This window comes from Pseudomonas sp. BN505 (assembly GCF_029873175.1).
GTDB lineage: Bacteria > Pseudomonadota > Gammaproteobacteria > Pseudomonadales > Pseudomonadaceae > Aquipseudomonas > Aquipseudomonas putida.
This window is the reverse complement of record NZ_SSOI01000010.1, coordinates 22,223-37,031: the sequence shown is the minus strand read 5'-3', so window position 1 is coordinate 37,031 and position 14,809 is coordinate 22,223. Positions and strand designations below refer to the sequence as shown.

Sequence of the window (14,809 nt, the reverse complement as noted above, 5' to 3'; positions counted from 1 at the left end):
AAGCCATGCTCGACCAGCTGATGAAGGTCGACCAGGATCGCCAGGCGGCCTACGTCGCCCTCGCCCACGTGGATGGCGAATTGCAGGAAGTGGGCATTTCCCGCTACGCCACCGCCAGCGGCAAGGACGAGTGCGAATGTGCCGTTACCGTCATGGACAGCTGGCAGCACCATGGCCTGGGTCGCCTGCTGCTCAAGCACCTGATCGATCATGCCCGGACCAAGGGCTTGCGGCAGATGTATTCGGTCGACGCGGCAGCCAACCATGCGATGCGCGACCTGGCCAAGGCGGCGGGGTTCACCACCGCCGCTGACCCGGATGACCCCAGCCAAGTCATTCACCGGCTCTCCCTGATCTGACCCTGGGCCGCCGCCCCCTGACGGGTCAAGGCGCGGCGGCCCGACTACGGAAGCATCCCCATGAACGGCCCTTCGAAGAAATTGATGGAAAAACTCTACGGCAAGCAGTATCAGGTCGACACTGCCGATATTGCCCCGGTGCTTCATCAATACGCCGAACCCTTGCCAGACCTGGATACACCGGCATTCGCAGCCCTGTTCGACCGCTACGCTGACGCGCGGGTCATCCTGCTGGGCGAGGCGAGCCACGGCAGCAGCGAGTTCTACCGCACCCGAGCGGCGATCACTCGGCGCCTGATCGAACAGCATGGTTTCAACATCGTCGCCGTCGAGGCCGACTGGCCGGATGCCGGGCATGTCGATCAGTACGTTCGCGGCTTGGCGCATTCGGCGTGGAAACGCCATATATTCAGCCGTTTTCCGACCTGGATGTGGCGCAACAGCGAAGTCAAAGCCTTCGCCCATTGGCTGCACGGCCACAACCGCCTGCTGCCCACCGACCATCGCGTGGAATTCCGTGGCCTGGATGTCTATAGCCTGCGCAACTCCATCCATGAAGTGCTGGCGTATCTGGACCGGGTCGATCCGCACCTGGCCCATGAGGCTCGCCGCCGCTACGGTTGCCTGACGCCTTGGCAGGACGACCCCGCACTGTATGGGCACTTTGTCGAGCGCGGTGGCGTCATGCCTTGCGAGCAACCGGTGATCCAGCAGTTGAATGTGATGCTCGCCGAGCAACTGTCAGGGCTTGTCCGCAATGACGAAGCCTTCTTCAACGCAACGCAGAACGCCCGCGTCATCATCGCCGCGGAACAGTACTACCGCGCCATTTACCGAGGTTCGACGGCTTCCTGGAACCTGCGCGACCGGCACATGTTCGATACCTTGCGCGCGCTGCTGGAACACCGTGGGCCCCATGCCAAAGCGGTGGTCTGGGCACACAACTCCCATATCGGCAATGCCGGTGCCACGGAAATGGGCTGGAAAGGCCAGTTCAACATCGGCCAGCTTTGCCGCAGCGCTTTCGGGCATGACGCGGTGCTGATCGGCATGGCCACAGATCGCGGCCAAGTGGCCGCCGCCGATGACTGGGACGGCGACATGCAGATCAAGGACATCCGCCCGTCGCGCAGCGACAGCTGGGAGCACCAGTTCCGCCTCGCAGGCGTGCCGGCCTGCCTGAGCGACTGGCGCGACCCACAACGCAAGGAGCTGCGCCATGTGTTGTCCACGGCGCTACTCGAACGCGCCATCGGTGTCATCTATCGCCCCGAGAGCGAACGGCTAAGCCACTACTTCGAAGCGGTGCTGGCCGAGCAGTTCGATGCGCTGCTGTGGTTCGAGCAGACCCAGCCAGTAACTGCCCTGCCCTTGCCGAAACAACAGCATCTTGAGCCTGAGGACGAAACCTATCCATTTGGTGTATAAGCCTCGGCGAAGCCTCATCAGGCGGATTCGCGCTGCAGGTACTTCACAAACCAGTCACCGGCGAGCGCAGCGGCCTTCGCCAGTGTGCCAGGCTCTTCGAAAAGATGCGTAGCGCCTGGCACCACTTCAAGGTGCTGCTCACAGCTCAGCAAGCGACCCACCTGACGATTGAGCTCAAGCACCAGGGCGTCCCGGCTACCTACGATGTGCAAGGTTGGCGCCTGCACACGGTCCAGCATCGGCTCAGCCAGGTCTGTTCTGCCACCTCTGCTCACCACCGCCGCCACCCGCTCGGGACGCTGCGCAGCCGCCCACAGGGCCGCAGCGGCCCCCGTGCTTGCGCCGAACAAGCCGATGCGCAGCTTGCCCAGCTGCGGATCGCCTGCAACCCAATCGATGACATCGATCAAACGCTTGGCCAGCAAGGCAATATCAAAGCGCAATTCTCCGGTCTCGTTATCCAGTCGTTGCTCAGCCTCGGTCAGCAGGTCGAAGAGTAGTGACCCCAGGCCACGCGCCGCGAGCACATCCGCTACGTACTGATTGCGGGCGCTCAGACGCCCGCTGCCGCTACCATGGGCGAAGATGACCAAGGCGCCAGCGTTGGCCGGCTCACGCACGTCCGCCATCAGTTCGACGCCTGCCAGCTTCATCGTCTGCGTGCGAACTTCAACCCTGTGCTCAGTCATGGGGCGCACTCCGGCTAAGCGCTTGCTGATCGGCTTGCCCCATGAGCGTCATGACTTCCTCGTCCGACGTCTGCGGGAAATCCTGATACCAGTAACCCACCGAAACCATCTGCTCGGGGACCAGCGGGCACACCAGCTCATCTACCTCACCGTACAGCGCTTCGAGCGTTTCTGGCGGTGCGACCGGGATGGCTACCACGATCCGCGCCGGTGACTGAGCGCGCGCAGCCTGGATAGCCGCCCTCATCGTGGCCCCGGTCGCCAGGCCGTCATCGATGAGAATCACCACCTGCCCCTTGAGTTGCAGGGCTGGCCGCCCTCCCCGGTAGGCCCGCTCGCGCCGGGCCAGCTCCTCGGTTTCCCTGGCAACCACGGCGTCGAACATCGCGGGGTCTACCGGATAGGCCCGCAGCATGTCGTCATTGAGGAAAGTGACTCCGCCGCTGGCTATCGCCCCCATGGCGAACTCGGGGTGAAACGGCATGCCGAGCTTGCGCACCACCAGCAGGTCCAGGCGCACGTTGAGAGCGGTCGCGACTTCGTAGGCCACCGGAACACCACCACGCGGCAGTGCGAGCACGATCACATCGGGCCTGCCAGCGTAGCGGGCCAGTGGTTCGACCAGGCAACGTCCAGCCTGGGTACGGTCGACAAACAAGGTTGGCAAGGCAAGATCATGGGACATGAACACCTCCCGCGCCGCGATGGGCGCCTGTCATTTCAGCTGCCGATGGGGGCCGTTGATGGCTTCAAGGCGTGACTGCACGCCCTTCCTCGGGCACCAGGTCGAACTGCGCGAGGCAACGCTGCTCATCAGCGGGGGTCAGCGCCTTCAGGCCGCTCACTTCCTGCATGGGCGTTTCGAACAGGGCCAGGCGCAACACCCCATTGCGCTGCAGAAAGGTCTGAGCCAGGCAGGTACACACGGGTTTGCCGACCAGCGCAGCGAGCTTGTCATCCTCAGGTACATCGACCTGGGCCTGCAGGTTGGCCGTGCAATTTTCCACGATCTGCGCCACGGAGCGCCCCGCCAGCCATACGGTGCCAGCACCGAGCACGACCAGGAGCAGCAACACACTGATCAACCTGTTCGATTCCTGGGTGATTGAACGGAGCAACGCCAGCCTGGCCTGCCAACCCGTCTCCTGGCCATTGAAAATGGCCTTGCCGACCGTGCGTTTGACGCCCCGCTGCACCGCCCACCCCAGCGCCACACTCAACGCCAGGAGGCTCAGGAGCACCGCCGGGTCGCGCATGGGCATGCGCCAGCTCGGGCTCAGGGCGCGATAGACGGACGCCGCGACGAGTAAAGCGATGATGGCCACGATCCAACCCAGGCTACCCCTGGGCCTATGCATCCAAGCCCGCAATTTTTCCCTTGCTTGCGTACTCATGATTCACCTCCCGCGCCCAGCTAGCGCACCGGGTCGATGGCGACGGTTTCCTGATACTCCGGCACGCAAACCTGCCAGCCGAGTTCGAGGCTGATACGCCGTCGCAAGGTGTCGGCGGCGTGCGGCTCGCCATGAATGACGTAGGTCTGGCGAGGCGGCCGGGTAAACCCACGCAACCACTCCATGATCTCGTCGGCATCGGCATGCGCGGAAAGGTTCTCCATGGCATGCACCTGCGCCCTTATCGGCACATCTTCGCCTTGCAAGCGCACGCTGCGGGCACCGGCGACGATATCGGCACCCCGCGTGCCGCCAGCCTGAAAGCCCGAGAACAGGATGCTGTTGCGTGGGTTGGGGGCCAGCGCCTTGAGGTGGTGCAGGACCCGGCCACCGGTGGCCATGCCACTGGCGGCAATGATCACCGCAGGCTCGCGCAGGTGGTCCAGGTGCCTGGACTCATCGACCGTTCGCACGATATGCGTGCCGTGGCACATGGCGGCGCACTCGGCGGCCGACAGCCGATGTTCGCTGCGGTACTGCTGGTAGAGGGCGGTGGCGTCGGTGGCCATCGGGCTGTTCAGGTAGACCGGGATATCCGGGATCAGCCGGTCGCGCTTGAGCGTGTACAGGTAATACATCAGCAGCTGGGCGCGGCCGACGGCAAACGATGGCACCAGGGTGATGCCATGGCGCAGCAGCGTTTCATTGATGACCTTGGCCAGGTACTGCGCGGTCGATTCGTCAGGGTGCTGGCGATCACCGTAAGTCGACTCGATCAACAGCACGTCCGCCGTCCTGACCAGTTCAGGCGCACGCATGATCGGGTCCTGAGGGCGGCCCAGGTCACCCGAGAACAGCACGGTCTGGACTTCGGCACTGATCTGTACCGTTGCCGCGCCGAGGATATGCCCGGCGGTGCGCATCAACAGCTCCATGCCGTCGGCAATCGGCAACGGCTGATGCAGTTCCACAGGCTGCAACAGGGCCAGGGCCCGTTTCGCCTCCTCCTCGGTATAAAGCGGGCGCGCTGGCGTGTGCTTGGAGTAGCCGTGGCGGTTGGCATGCTCGGCCTGCTCTTCCTGCAAGCGCGCACTGTCCAACCGCAAGATCTCTGCCAGGGCACAGGTCGCCGGGGTGGTATAGATCGGCCCGCTGTAGCCCTCCCGCGCCAGCACCGGGAGATAACCGCTATGGTCAAGGTGGGCGTGGGTCAGCACCACGGCATCGAGGGCGCGCAGGGCCGGTTGCAGCGGCTCCCAGTTGCGCAGGCGCAGTTGTTTGAAGCCCTGGAACAGCCCGCAGTCGACCAGCACCCGCGTGCTGTCGCGGGTCAACAGGAATTTGCTGCCGGTCACGGTGCCTGTACCGCCAAGAAAGGTCAGTTGCATGGCTATGGCTCCCAGGTTTCGGCCACGTCAGGGTGCACCGCGACGACGCTGCAGGGCGGGTGGCTGACAATTCGCTCGGTGGTATCGCCCAGCAGCTTGTCCAGCCCTTTGGGCTGCACGACGCCCATCACCAGCGCATCGATATCCAGTGCGGCCACCTGTTCGCGGATCACCTGTACCGGGCCGCCTTCCATGAAGTGCCGACGCTCGGGCGCGACGCCCTCGGCGTCGGCCAAGGCGTCGAATGGCTCCTGAAGCGCTTCGAGCATCTCGTCGATCCAGGCCTGGGTCACATTCATGTCCGCGGCGAACACCCCGGCCAGGTTGTAGGCCGACAACAGGTGCAACGGCGCATCACACTGCAGGGCCAGTGCCTGGGCGGCGCGGATGAGCCCACGGTTGAAGTGCTCCTGCACAGCGGGTGTTTCGCTGAACGCGGTATCCACGGCAACCAGAACGCGCCGGGGCAGCGTGACGGACGACTTCGGCACAAACTGCGTGATGCCCTTGAACCCCCGCATCAAGGCGCAGTCCAGCGGCGTACTGAACAGCCGCGCCAGGGCCGAGGCGGTTTCGCTGTCCTTGAGGACCATGTCGGGCTGCAGTTCGCTGATGTAGTCGATGGCCATGCTACGGATGTCGTCTGCAGCCAGGGTGTCGACCGTCAGCGTGATGCCACTGCCGCGATGCCGCTCGACCAAGGCGGTCAGCGTGGCCCGATAGTGTTCGTACTGGCGCTTGAGGTCGGCTTCATTGAGCCGTTCCTCACGCAGCAGGTGCTCCTCGGTCGGTCCGAACAGCCCCAGCACATGCACACTGGCGCCACTGACGTGCGCCAGGGCCAAGGCCCTGCGCAGCGCAGCGGAATGCGCATCGACCTCGGTGAGCAGCACCAGCAGTTGTCGGTATTGACCCATGATGAACCTCCGGGCTTGCGCCACTGGGGTGTGATGCAGGCGATATTCCGCGCACCGCCTCGATGGCGCTTGATGCAGATCAGAAAACTGCCATCCGCGATGAACTTGACCATTGTCAGAACCGAACCGCTTGGCCACGTTACAACGGCTGCACCAGGCACTGATCAGGTCACCGGGAGGCAGCATGAACGGGCAGCAAACTGAACAGGCGCAAGCTTGTGAGCACTGGGTCGAAACGCTTGACGACGGTTCAGCCGTGCTGATCCGCCCGCTGCGCGAAGAAGACCACGAACGGGACAAGCGCTTCCTGAGCACGATCGCCTACGAGGCCAGGCGCTTTCGCTTCATCGCCGGGCTCAGCGGCGCAATGCCCAGCCTCGACCCGCGGTGGATGCCGGTCGATCAGCATCAGCGCATGGCCTATGTCGCACTGGCCCATGTGGACGGCAAGTTGCAACAGGTCGGTGTCAGCCGCTATGCCGGCATAGCGGGCAGCCTGAGCTGCGAATGCGCGCTGGCGGTCAGTGAGGACTGGCAGCGCAAAGGCCTGGGCAAGCGCCTGTTGCAGCACCTGATCGAGGCGGCTCGGCGCAATGGCTACCAGTGCATGGTCTCCCGGGACCTGGCAAACAACTACGCCATGCACCGGCTGACCAAGGCGCTAGGCTTCAGCTCACGCTACCTGGGCGGCGACGTCAGCGAAATTGTCCATGAACTGGACTTGAGCGCCTGAATGACAAGGCCCTCGCGGGCCTTGTGCATTTACCCCTGGGAATGCTCGGGCGAGATCACCAGCACACTGTTGGACAACCGGTGCAAGACACGCTCCGCGGTACTGCCGATGAACCAGCCAATATCATGGTGGTGATAACTGCCCATCACCAGCACGTCGATGTCATGGCTGTCCATGAACAGTCCCAAGACCTTGGCCGGATCGCCCATGTGCATGTGGCGGTGCTCGCTGGCGATGCCATTGCGCTCGGCCAGCGTCTGGAAGGCCTCGCTCTGGGCTTCATGAAGGGTCTGGGCGAGGTTGGAGTCGAACAGGTACGAATGCTCACGGCTGCCCCCGGCGTCGCGGTACATCGACCCCAGGTCGTAGACGTAGAGCAATTCGATCTGGGCGTTGCACTGCAAGGCCAGTTTCAGCGCTTCGCTGATGATCTGGTCATTGAAGCCTTCATACTGATCCTCGGGCCTGGACAGGTCCACGGCCGCGAGTATCTTGCGGGGCAAGGCGTGGCTGGCGTTGTGCACCAGGTGCAACGGTATGCGCGTGTCGCGCAACAGCTGGATGTCCAGCGACGTGAACATGGCGCGCATCCACCAGGGCTCGTGCTCGAACTCCTTGATCAGCATGGCGACGGGCTGCTCGCGCAAATGCACCAGAATCTCGTTCAGAGGATGCAGCGCCCAGACCACTTCGGTGGTCACCGTGACGCCATTGCGCCGCATGGGTAGCGCCTGGCTTTCCAGCCATTCACGGTGTTGCCGCACGTAGCCGTCGCGCATCACCGCCAGTGCCTGGTCATTGACCAGGCCCGCCGTGGCCAGCCCCTCCAGGTAATCGAAAGCGACGATGTGCAACGCCATGCCCTTGGCCTTGGCCAACGCCGCAGCGCGGTCATAGACCGGGGTTCGGCGCATCAGGAGCGACGCGATCATCAACAGTCTTTGCGGGTTGTCCATGGCGCACCTCTGCGGTTGGGAAGCGTATTTCGATCATCTGCCCCCGGCTCAGGCGCGCCTTGATGTTTGTCAACTCACACAGCGTGCGGACGTTCGGTGATTCGAACCGCGCGAGAATTTGATGCGGATCAAGGATTGCTGGCAGATCTGGCGCGCGCTGACCCTATATCAAGAACAATCACGCAGTGCCTCAGGAGACGTGCCATGGCGCTCATGAAAGCGGCAGTTTTCGTTAAGAAGAACCGTATCGTGCTGGAAGACAAGCCCATCCCGGATATCGGCCCACTGGATGCACTGGTGCGTATCACCACCACCACGATCTGCGGCACCGATGTGCATATCCTGCGTGGCGAATATCCGGTGGCCAGGGGCCTGACCGTAGGCCACGAGCCGGTAGGTGTGATCGAGAAGCTCGGCTCGCAGGTCCAGGGCTTTCGGGAAGGCCAGCGGGTCATCGCCGGCGCCATCACCCCCAGCGGCCACAGCCACGCCTGCCTGTGTGGCTGCGCCTCGCAGGACGGCGCGGGCACCGTGCATGGCTTCAAGGCCATCGGCGGCTGGAAGTTCGGCAACCTCATCGATGGCTGCCAGGCCGAATACGTTCGCGTGCCGGACGCCATGGTCAACCTCTCCCCTATTCCCGACCGGCTCAGCGACGAGCAGGTACTGATGTGCCCGGACATCATGTCTACCGGTTTTTCCGGTGCCGAGCGCGGTGGCGTCAGCGTCGGCGACAGCGTGGCCGTGTTCGCCCTCGGCCCGATCGGCCTGTGCGCAGTCGCCGAGGCCAGGCTGCTGGGCGCAACCACCATCATCGGTGTCGACACGGTCGCCGCGCGCATCAGCGTCGCACGCCAGTTGGGTGCCGACCAGGTCGTCGACTTCCAGCAAGGCAACGTGGTGGAGCAGATCATGGCGCTCACCGATGGCCGCGGCGTGGATGTCGCCATCGAAGCATTGGGCACTCAAGGCACCTTCGAATCGGCGCTGCGGGTATTGCGCCCGGGCGGCACCTTGTCGAGCCTGGGTGTCTACAGTGCCGACCTCAGCATTCCTTTGGGCCCATTCGCCGCCGGGCTGGGCGATTACCGCATCGTCACGACCTTGTGTCCAGGCGGTAAAGAGCGCATGCGCCGGCTTATGGCGGTGGTCGCCAGTGGCCGCGTCGACGTTTCGCCACTGGTCACACACCGCTTCCCCCTCGATGACATCGAGGCCGCCTATGAACTGTTTGCCCACCAGCGCGACGGCGTAATGAAAGTGGCAATCACGCCCTGAGCAACGCCCCGCTGTCGGCAGGGACGCCTTCGTTTTTGCACTGCCACGCAGTTGTCTTGCTCATGCAGGCTTTGGAGGCTCCAATGAACGTCTACGTCGAAAACAACCCCGAACACAACCGCTGGTGGGTACGCCTGGATGACTGCCGGGTAAGCTTCACCTCGTCCGCTGAGGCCGAACAATTCGTCGAGCGCTTGCTTGCCCGCCTCAACGCCCCCCACTCGTTCGACAAACTGGCCAATTGCCCCCCTCGTAGCGGGTCGGCCGAACGTCGATGCGCGAAGGAGGCCTGACGATGTCCGGGCAACTGAAGGTCATGCTGCTCGACCACTCCGATGCATCGCCCGCGGCCAATCCGATTCACCTGAGACCGCTGGCGTCCATGTGCAAGGAGTGCCGCGTCAGCGGCCTGTGCCTGCCCACCGGCCTGCCCCTTCACGACAACAGCTGCCTGAGCGCCCTGATAGGGCCACGCATGCGGATTCGCAAGGGCGCAGCACTGTTCAATGCCAATGACCCACTGACCACGCTCTATGCGGTGCGCTGCGGCAGCTTGAAGACCAGCCTCAACACCGTCGAAGGCCAAGGCGTGGTGAGAAATTTCTGGATGCCGGGTGACGTGCTCGGCCTCGATGCCATCGCCACCGAACACCATGTCTGCGACGCCATTGCCCTGGAAGACAGCGAAGTCTGCCCTGTGCCCTACCGCCGCCTGCAAACCCTGGCGCGCGAATTCCCGGTTCTACAGCAAAGCCTGAATCGTTTGATGAGCCGGGAGATCGTGCGTGAACACGAGCGCGTGCTGATGCTGTGCAACCTTACCGCCGAACAGCGCCTGGCCAGCTTCCTGGTGGGGCTGTCCAGGCGCTTCGTCAGCCGCGGTTACTCTGCCCATGGTTTCATGTTGCGCATGTCCCGCGAGGACATGGCCTCGTACCTGGGCCTGCGCTTGGAAACCGTGTGCCGTTCCGTCGCTCGCCTGCGCGCACTGCGCATCGTCAGCCTGCACGGCAGGCTGGTGGAGATACTCGACATGCCTTCGCTGATGGCGCTCGAGCAGGGCACCGGTGACGGCGTACACAAGGACAGCCCAAAGGCGCTGGGCATCGGCATGCTGGTCGGGCTTGAGCGTGAACGCAAGAAAGGCCAAAACGAAGACCACGCCGCCGCCGGCCTCAGAACTTTCGCCATCACAGCCCTGCTCGGCTATGTCAGCATGCTGCTGGCGGGCGCGATGCCGGTCGGGGTGGCGAGCTGGCCTGGTGCTGATGCTTTGCATGAATTACCGCAAACATGCCGACAAGGACCCGGAAGTCACCAGCGAGATCGCCCTGCTGCTGGTGCTGACTCTGGGCGCGCTGAGCCTCGATCAACCCGAACTCGCCACGGCAGCAGGCGTTGTACTGACCTTGCTGCTGGCACTGCGCCGACAGTTGCACCATTTCGTGCTGCAGCAACTGAGCGAGCAGGAACTGCGCGATGGCCTGATGTTGCTGACGGTGGCGCTGGTGGTGCTTCCGTTGACACCGTATCACTTCGTCGGGCCCTACCAGGTACTCAATCCACGCACGATCTGCACGCTGGTGGTCTTGCTGATAACCGTCGGCGCCTTGGGCCATATCGCCGTACGGTTGATAGGCCCCAGGTATCGCCTGCCCTTGAGCGCCATCGCATCGGGCTTTGCCTCAGGCTCGGCGACCATTGCGCTGCTGGCTCACCAGGCCAGGCAGCGAGGGACGGCAATCAGGCCTTATGCCGCTGCGGCCGTACTGTCCAACCTCGCAAGCATCAGCCAGTTCGCCCTGGTACTGGGTGAACACATCTACCGGATGATGCTGAGCATCGCTTCGGGCGAGCGCAGCAAGAGCGAACAGCATGGCTACGGCCAGAACGAGTTCGTGCCGTGGCAGATCGGCGCCATCACCTGATGCCCGAGCCTTCATCAATGGCGCCAGTATGAAACGCCAATCCTCTGGGTATCAGTCGTTTACTCGACGTTGAGATGCGCCGTTCATGCCTGGCGGATTGATCGGGTACCACTCGCAAGATCGGGGGCTCACGCGCAATGCGGGCGCCCCCGTTGTTCGTCGCTAGGGCCGCTCCAGCTGATCTCGCAGATACTCGATAAAGCGCTGGGTTTTGGCAGGAAGCAGTCGGGTTTCTGTCAATGCGTACACGGGAACCGGAGTCGCTTGCCACTGCGGCAGCACCCGTTGCAAAACACCAGCCTCGACATCTGGAGCAGCGATCCCGGCAGGCAGGAGTGCGATACCAAGGTCCAGCGAGGCAAGTCGACGCAACATCCCCACACTGTTCAGTTCAAAGCGGCCACCCACCTGAATCTGTTCGACAGCACCCTCGCTGGTCAGGGTCCACTTATCCGAGCTCGCCCCTGACATTCGCAGGCATTCGTGATGCACAAGCTCCGCTGGCTCGCGGGGCTCACCGGATCCTGCCAGATATTGAGGTGAGGCATACAGGCCGCGTTGCAGGGTGGCCAGTTTCCGCGCAATCAAGTTGGAGCTGGCCGGCTCGCCCATCCGAATGACCACATCCACGGGGTCGCTGACCAGATCGACCTGCCGGGGTGTGAGATCGAAGTCAAAGGTGATGCCTGGATACAGTCGGGCAAAGTCCGCAATCAACGGCGCCAAGTAGATGTTGGCGAAGTCCACTGGCAACGAGGCGCGCAACAGGCCGCTGGGCCTGGCAAGCAGCTCACCCAGTTGCTCATGCGCCAGCCTCGCTTCGTCGACGATACGCTTGCACCGATCAAAATAAAGCTGGCCAGCCTCAGTCAGCTCGATCTTGCGTGTAGTGCGATGGAGCAGGCGCAACCCTATCTGTTTCTCCAGGCTGGTGATACGCCTTGAAAGCGTCGAGCTTGGCATGTTCAGGGACTGTGCGGCGCCTCGAAAGCTTCGCATCTTCACGACCTCGACGAACAGGGCCATGTCGTTCAGGTATTCCAAGCATTGCTCCAAAAATGGATCAGTCATTTCAATTTAGCCGGATTTATCCCGGCAACGCATTGATTGATGATACCCCCATCACCGCATAGGAGCACTGTAATGAACTCTCTTTTCTCCCAGGTCCAGCTAGGCCGCTACACCCTGTCAAACCGCGTGGTCATGGCCCCCATGACGCGTTCGCGTGCAGACGATGCTGGCGTCCCTTCCGACCTGGTCGCTACTTACTATGAGCAACGCGCCAGTGCTGGCCTGATCATCTCCGAAGGTGTTTTCCCGGTTGCGCAGGGCAAAGGTTATGTACGGACTCCTGGCATCGAAACCGATGAGCAGGTAGCCGCGTGGAAAAAGGTCGCTGAAGCCGTTCACGCCCGTGGCGGCCGTATCTTCATGCAACTGATGCACTGTGGCCGTGTTTCCCACCCTTCATTGCTGATCGACGGCGCCCAGCCGCAGGCGCCCTCAGCCCTAAAGGCAGCAGGTCAGACCTATACTGCTACCGGCCTGCAAGACTTCGTCATCCCACATGCGTTGAGCATCGTTGAAATCGCCGGCGTCGTGGAAGGTTACCGCCAGGCTGCTCGTCGGGTGATCGAGGCTGGCTTCGACGGCGTGGAGTTGCATGCAGCATCGGGGTATCTGCCGGAGCAGTTCTTGTCCAGCGGCAGCAACCAGCGCAAAGACGAGTACGGTGGGCGTGTTGAAAACCGTGTCCGCTTTGTTCTCGAAGTGCTTGCCGCGATGGCCGAGGAAGTGGGCGGCGACCGCGTGGGAATCAAGATTTCCCCGGAAATGAACTTCAACGACATCGTCGACGCCCACCCGCAAGAAACCTACACCTACCTGGTAAAGCAACTGCAGCCGTTCAACCTGGCTTACCTGCACGTCGCGCTGTTTGGTGCAGAGTTCGACTATCACAGCGCCCTGCGGCCGCTCTTCAAAGGGAGCTACCTGGTCGGCAGTGGCCTGAACAAAGAAAGCGCCGAAGCGCTTATCTCCGGCGGCAAAGCGGATGCGGCCGTGTTTGGTGCTGCTTTCCTGGCCAACCCTGATCTGCCAGAACGGCTGCGTGGAGACGCCGAGCTCAACGTGCCGGATAAAAATACCTTCTACTCGCCTGGCGCAGAAGGCTACATCGATTACCCAACCCTGACCCAAGGGGTCTGAGGAGTGCCACCATGCTAGCCACCGCACACCTGCAGCGTATGAATCATGGAAGCCAGTTCCGAGCGTTCAGCCTCCGTGGCGATCAGTTTGCGAGCCCCATCGATCCGTTTCTGGGCGTGGATCACGCCTGGATCAGCGGGCCGACCTTCCCAGCGCATCCGCATGCGGGTTTCTCGGCAGTGTCGTATTTGTTTCTGGATTCGGAAACTGGGATCGATAACCGGGACTCACTGGGCAATCGCAATGTGATTCATCCCGGTGGTTTGCACTGGACGGCGGCGGGTAGCGGCGTGGTTCATGAAGAAGTACCAGCAGAACCCGGCAAGACCGTGCACATGCTGCAAATCTTCATCAATCTGCCCGAGGACCAACAGGCGCAGGCGCCTCATGCCTTCAGCCTGGAAGCACGCGATGTACCCGTTGTACGCCTGCCGGGAGTGAAGATTCGTGTGCCCCTCGGGGCCTTCGGCGAGATCGCCTCCCCCCTCTCATTGCCCACCGATGTCCGATTGCTGGACATCCTGCTGGAAGCGGGCAGCGAGGCAGAGATTCCAATCCCGGACGGCCATGTCGCGTTCGTCGTGCCAATTGATGGTGAGGTGACCGTGGACGGCCAGCCCTTCAGTCTGCTTGACCCAAAGGCCCCAGTGAATCTGCCCCAAGGGCCAAGGCGGGTTTTGACGGTGCAGGCGAAAAACGGCGCCGCAAAGGCAGTGGTTTTTTCAGGTACACCCCTGAATCAGCCGGTTCATTGGCAAGGCCCCATGGCGCTGGCGTCACCAGCTGCACTAAACGAAGCCGTGCAGCGCTACCAACGCGGGTTGTTCGGCAGCCTGCACACCCGATAAGCCAACCACCGTTCCTCTACCTAGCGAGAAGATCATCATGACTCACGAAAATTTCAATGCTGACAACGCTGCCCTGCTGCTTATCGATCATCAGGTTGGCACGATGGGCTGGGCCAAATCCATGCCCTTCGATGAGCTTAAACGCAATGCGCTGATGCTCGCCAAGGCGGCGCGCATCCTCAAGCTACCGGTCGTGCTCACCTCCAGCATGGAGGAGCATGCGCAAGGGCCGTTGCTGAGTGAACTGGAAGAAATCCTCCCGGCCGAGTTCGCGGGGCGCATCAAGCGCCTGGGCATCGTCAACGCGATGGACGATGAACATTTTGCCGCAGCCGTCAAAGCGACTGGCCGCAAGAAGCTCATCATTGCTGGCGTAACCAATGATGTCTGCACCGTCTACCCGGCACTCTCGCTGGTCCGTGATGGCTTCGAGGTACAGGTTGTCGCCGACGGCGGCGCGTCCCCAACCGCGATGGCCGATGACATAGCGCTGCGCCGGATGGACAAGGCAGGTGTAACTCTGACCACCACCAACCAGTCGATTGCCGAACTGGCCGGCAGTTGGGCAACGCCTGAAGGCGGTGAGCTGGTACAGGTGCTCATGGAGTCGTTCGGCGGCTGAGTCGGCCCCAGCCACAGTACCCCGGCGAGACGTTCATCGCCTTGACGGGGTACTCGTTTCA

Annotated in this window: 15 protein-coding genes and 3 pseudogenes; 11 read left to right on the top strand and 7 right to left on the bottom strand. The window is 62.6% G+C overall.

Annotated features, from left to right (window positions below):
• Nucleotides 1-359: GNAT family N-acetyltransferase (locus E8E78_RS00245; RefSeq protein ID WP_280312263.1), on the top strand; the 359-nt coding region annotated here is incomplete at its 5' end.
• A 60-nt stretch (nucleotides 360-419) separates the two neighbouring features.
• Nucleotides 420-1,787 carry an erythromycin esterase family protein gene (locus tag E8E78_RS00240; RefSeq protein WP_059394874.1) on the top strand — a complete coding sequence of 456 codons (1,368 nt, stop codon included), beginning with the start codon at nucleotides 420-422 and terminating at the stop codon, nucleotides 1,785-1,787.
• A gap of 17 nt (nucleotides 1,788-1,804) precedes the next feature.
• Here E8E78_RS00240 and E8E78_RS00235 read toward each other — a convergent pair whose 3' ends face one another.
• From E8E78_RS00235 to E8E78_RS00215, 5 genes are all read right to left on the bottom strand, one after another.
• Nucleotides 1,805-2,476: an alpha/beta family hydrolase gene (locus E8E78_RS00235; protein ID WP_230676109.1), complete on the bottom strand. Its 672-nt coding sequence runs from the start codon at nucleotides 2,474-2,476 to the stop codon at nucleotides 1,805-1,807.
• Nucleotides 2,469-3,161 carry a phosphoribosyltransferase gene (locus tag E8E78_RS00230; protein WP_059394873.1) on the bottom strand — a complete coding sequence of 231 codons (693 nt, stop codon included), beginning with the start codon at nucleotides 3,159-3,161 and terminating at the stop codon, nucleotides 2,469-2,471. The genes E8E78_RS00235 and E8E78_RS00230 overlap by 8 nt, the downstream gene beginning before the upstream one ends.
• A 64-nt stretch (nucleotides 3,162-3,225) precedes the next feature.
• Entirely contained in the window at nucleotides 3,226-3,834 is a 609-nt protein-coding gene (locus E8E78_RS00225) for a hypothetical protein (RefSeq protein ID WP_230676108.1), read from the bottom strand.
• Nucleotides 3,835-3,890: 56 nt separating this feature from the next.
• A complete protein-coding gene (locus tag E8E78_RS00220) occupies nucleotides 3,891-5,258 on the bottom strand; it encodes an MBL fold metallo-hydrolase (protein WP_059394871.1) in 1,368 nt (455 codons plus the stop codon).
• Between the two features lie 2 nt (nucleotides 5,259-5,260).
• Nucleotides 5,261-6,175 carry a universal stress protein gene (locus tag E8E78_RS00215; RefSeq protein WP_059394870.1) on the bottom strand — a complete coding sequence of 305 codons (915 nt, stop codon included), beginning with the start codon at nucleotides 6,173-6,175 and terminating at the stop codon, nucleotides 5,261-5,263.
• Between the two features lie 184 nt (nucleotides 6,176-6,359).
• Between E8E78_RS00215 and E8E78_RS00210 the strand changes: the two genes are divergently transcribed.
• Nucleotides 6,360-6,908, top strand: a complete 549-nt coding sequence (locus E8E78_RS00210; RefSeq protein WP_114942180.1) for a GNAT family N-acetyltransferase — start codon at nucleotides 6,360-6,362, stop codon at nucleotides 6,906-6,908.
• Between the two features lie 29 nt (nucleotides 6,909-6,937).
• Here the strand turns inward: E8E78_RS00210 and E8E78_RS00205 are convergent, their stop codons facing one another.
• Nucleotides 6,938-7,864, bottom strand: coding sequence for a universal stress protein (locus E8E78_RS00205; RefSeq protein WP_280312272.1), 927 nt, complete (start codon nucleotides 7,862-7,864; stop codon nucleotides 6,938-6,940).
• A gap of 204 nt (nucleotides 7,865-8,068) precedes the next feature.
• On the opposite strand from E8E78_RS00205, the gene E8E78_RS00200 reads away from it, so the two are divergent.
• The 5 genes and pseudogenes from E8E78_RS00200 to E8E78_RS00175 form a co-directional block, all read left to right on the top strand.
• Complete coding sequence (locus tag E8E78_RS00200; RefSeq protein ID WP_280312273.1) at nucleotides 8,069-9,142, top strand: NAD(P)-dependent alcohol dehydrogenase; 1,074 nt, start codon at nucleotides 8,069-8,071, stop codon at nucleotides 9,140-9,142.
• A gap of 83 nt (nucleotides 9,143-9,225) precedes the next feature.
• Nucleotides 9,226-9,435, top strand: coding sequence for a hypothetical protein (locus E8E78_RS00195; RefSeq protein ID WP_059394866.1), 210 nt, complete (start codon nucleotides 9,226-9,228; stop codon nucleotides 9,433-9,435).
• 2 nt (nucleotides 9,436-9,437) lie between these two features.
• Nucleotides 9,438-10,214: pseudogene (locus E8E78_RS00190) on the top strand (helix-turn-helix domain-containing protein); the annotation flags it as partial.
• Between the two features lie 136 nt (nucleotides 10,215-10,350).
• Nucleotides 10,351-10,896: pseudogene (locus tag E8E78_RS29050) on the top strand (DUF4010 domain-containing protein); the annotation flags it as partial.
• Between the two features lie 66 nt (nucleotides 10,897-10,962).
• Nucleotides 10,963-11,070: pseudogene (locus tag E8E78_RS00175) on the top strand (hydrolase); the annotation flags it as partial.
• A gap of 162 nt (nucleotides 11,071-11,232) precedes the next feature.
• On the opposite strand, the gene E8E78_RS00170 reads toward E8E78_RS00175, so the two are convergent.
• Nucleotides 11,233-12,114 carry a LysR family transcriptional regulator gene (locus E8E78_RS00170; protein WP_059394928.1) on the bottom strand — a complete coding sequence of 294 codons (882 nt, stop codon included), beginning with the start codon at nucleotides 12,112-12,114 and terminating at the stop codon, nucleotides 11,233-11,235.
• A gap of 99 nt (nucleotides 12,115-12,213) precedes the next feature.
• On the opposite strand from E8E78_RS00170, the gene E8E78_RS00165 reads away from it, so the two are divergent.
• The 3 genes from E8E78_RS00165 to E8E78_RS00155 are packed head-to-tail and all read left to right on the top strand — an operon-like array spanning nucleotide 12,214 to nucleotide 14,748.
• On the top strand, nucleotides 12,214-13,278 hold the full coding sequence (locus E8E78_RS00165) for an alkene reductase (RefSeq protein ID WP_059394865.1): 1,065 nt from the start codon (nucleotides 12,214-12,216) through the stop codon (nucleotides 13,276-13,278).
• A gap of 11 nt (nucleotides 13,279-13,289) precedes the next feature.
• Entirely contained in the window at nucleotides 13,290-14,126 is an 837-nt protein-coding gene (locus tag E8E78_RS00160) for a pirin family protein (protein ID WP_059394864.1), read from the top strand.
• A gap of 37 nt (nucleotides 14,127-14,163) precedes the next feature.
• Complete coding sequence (locus E8E78_RS00155; RefSeq protein WP_280312279.1) at nucleotides 14,164-14,748, top strand: isochorismatase family protein; 585 nt, start codon at nucleotides 14,164-14,166, stop codon at nucleotides 14,746-14,748.
• Nucleotides 14,749-14,809 lie beyond the last annotated feature (61 nt).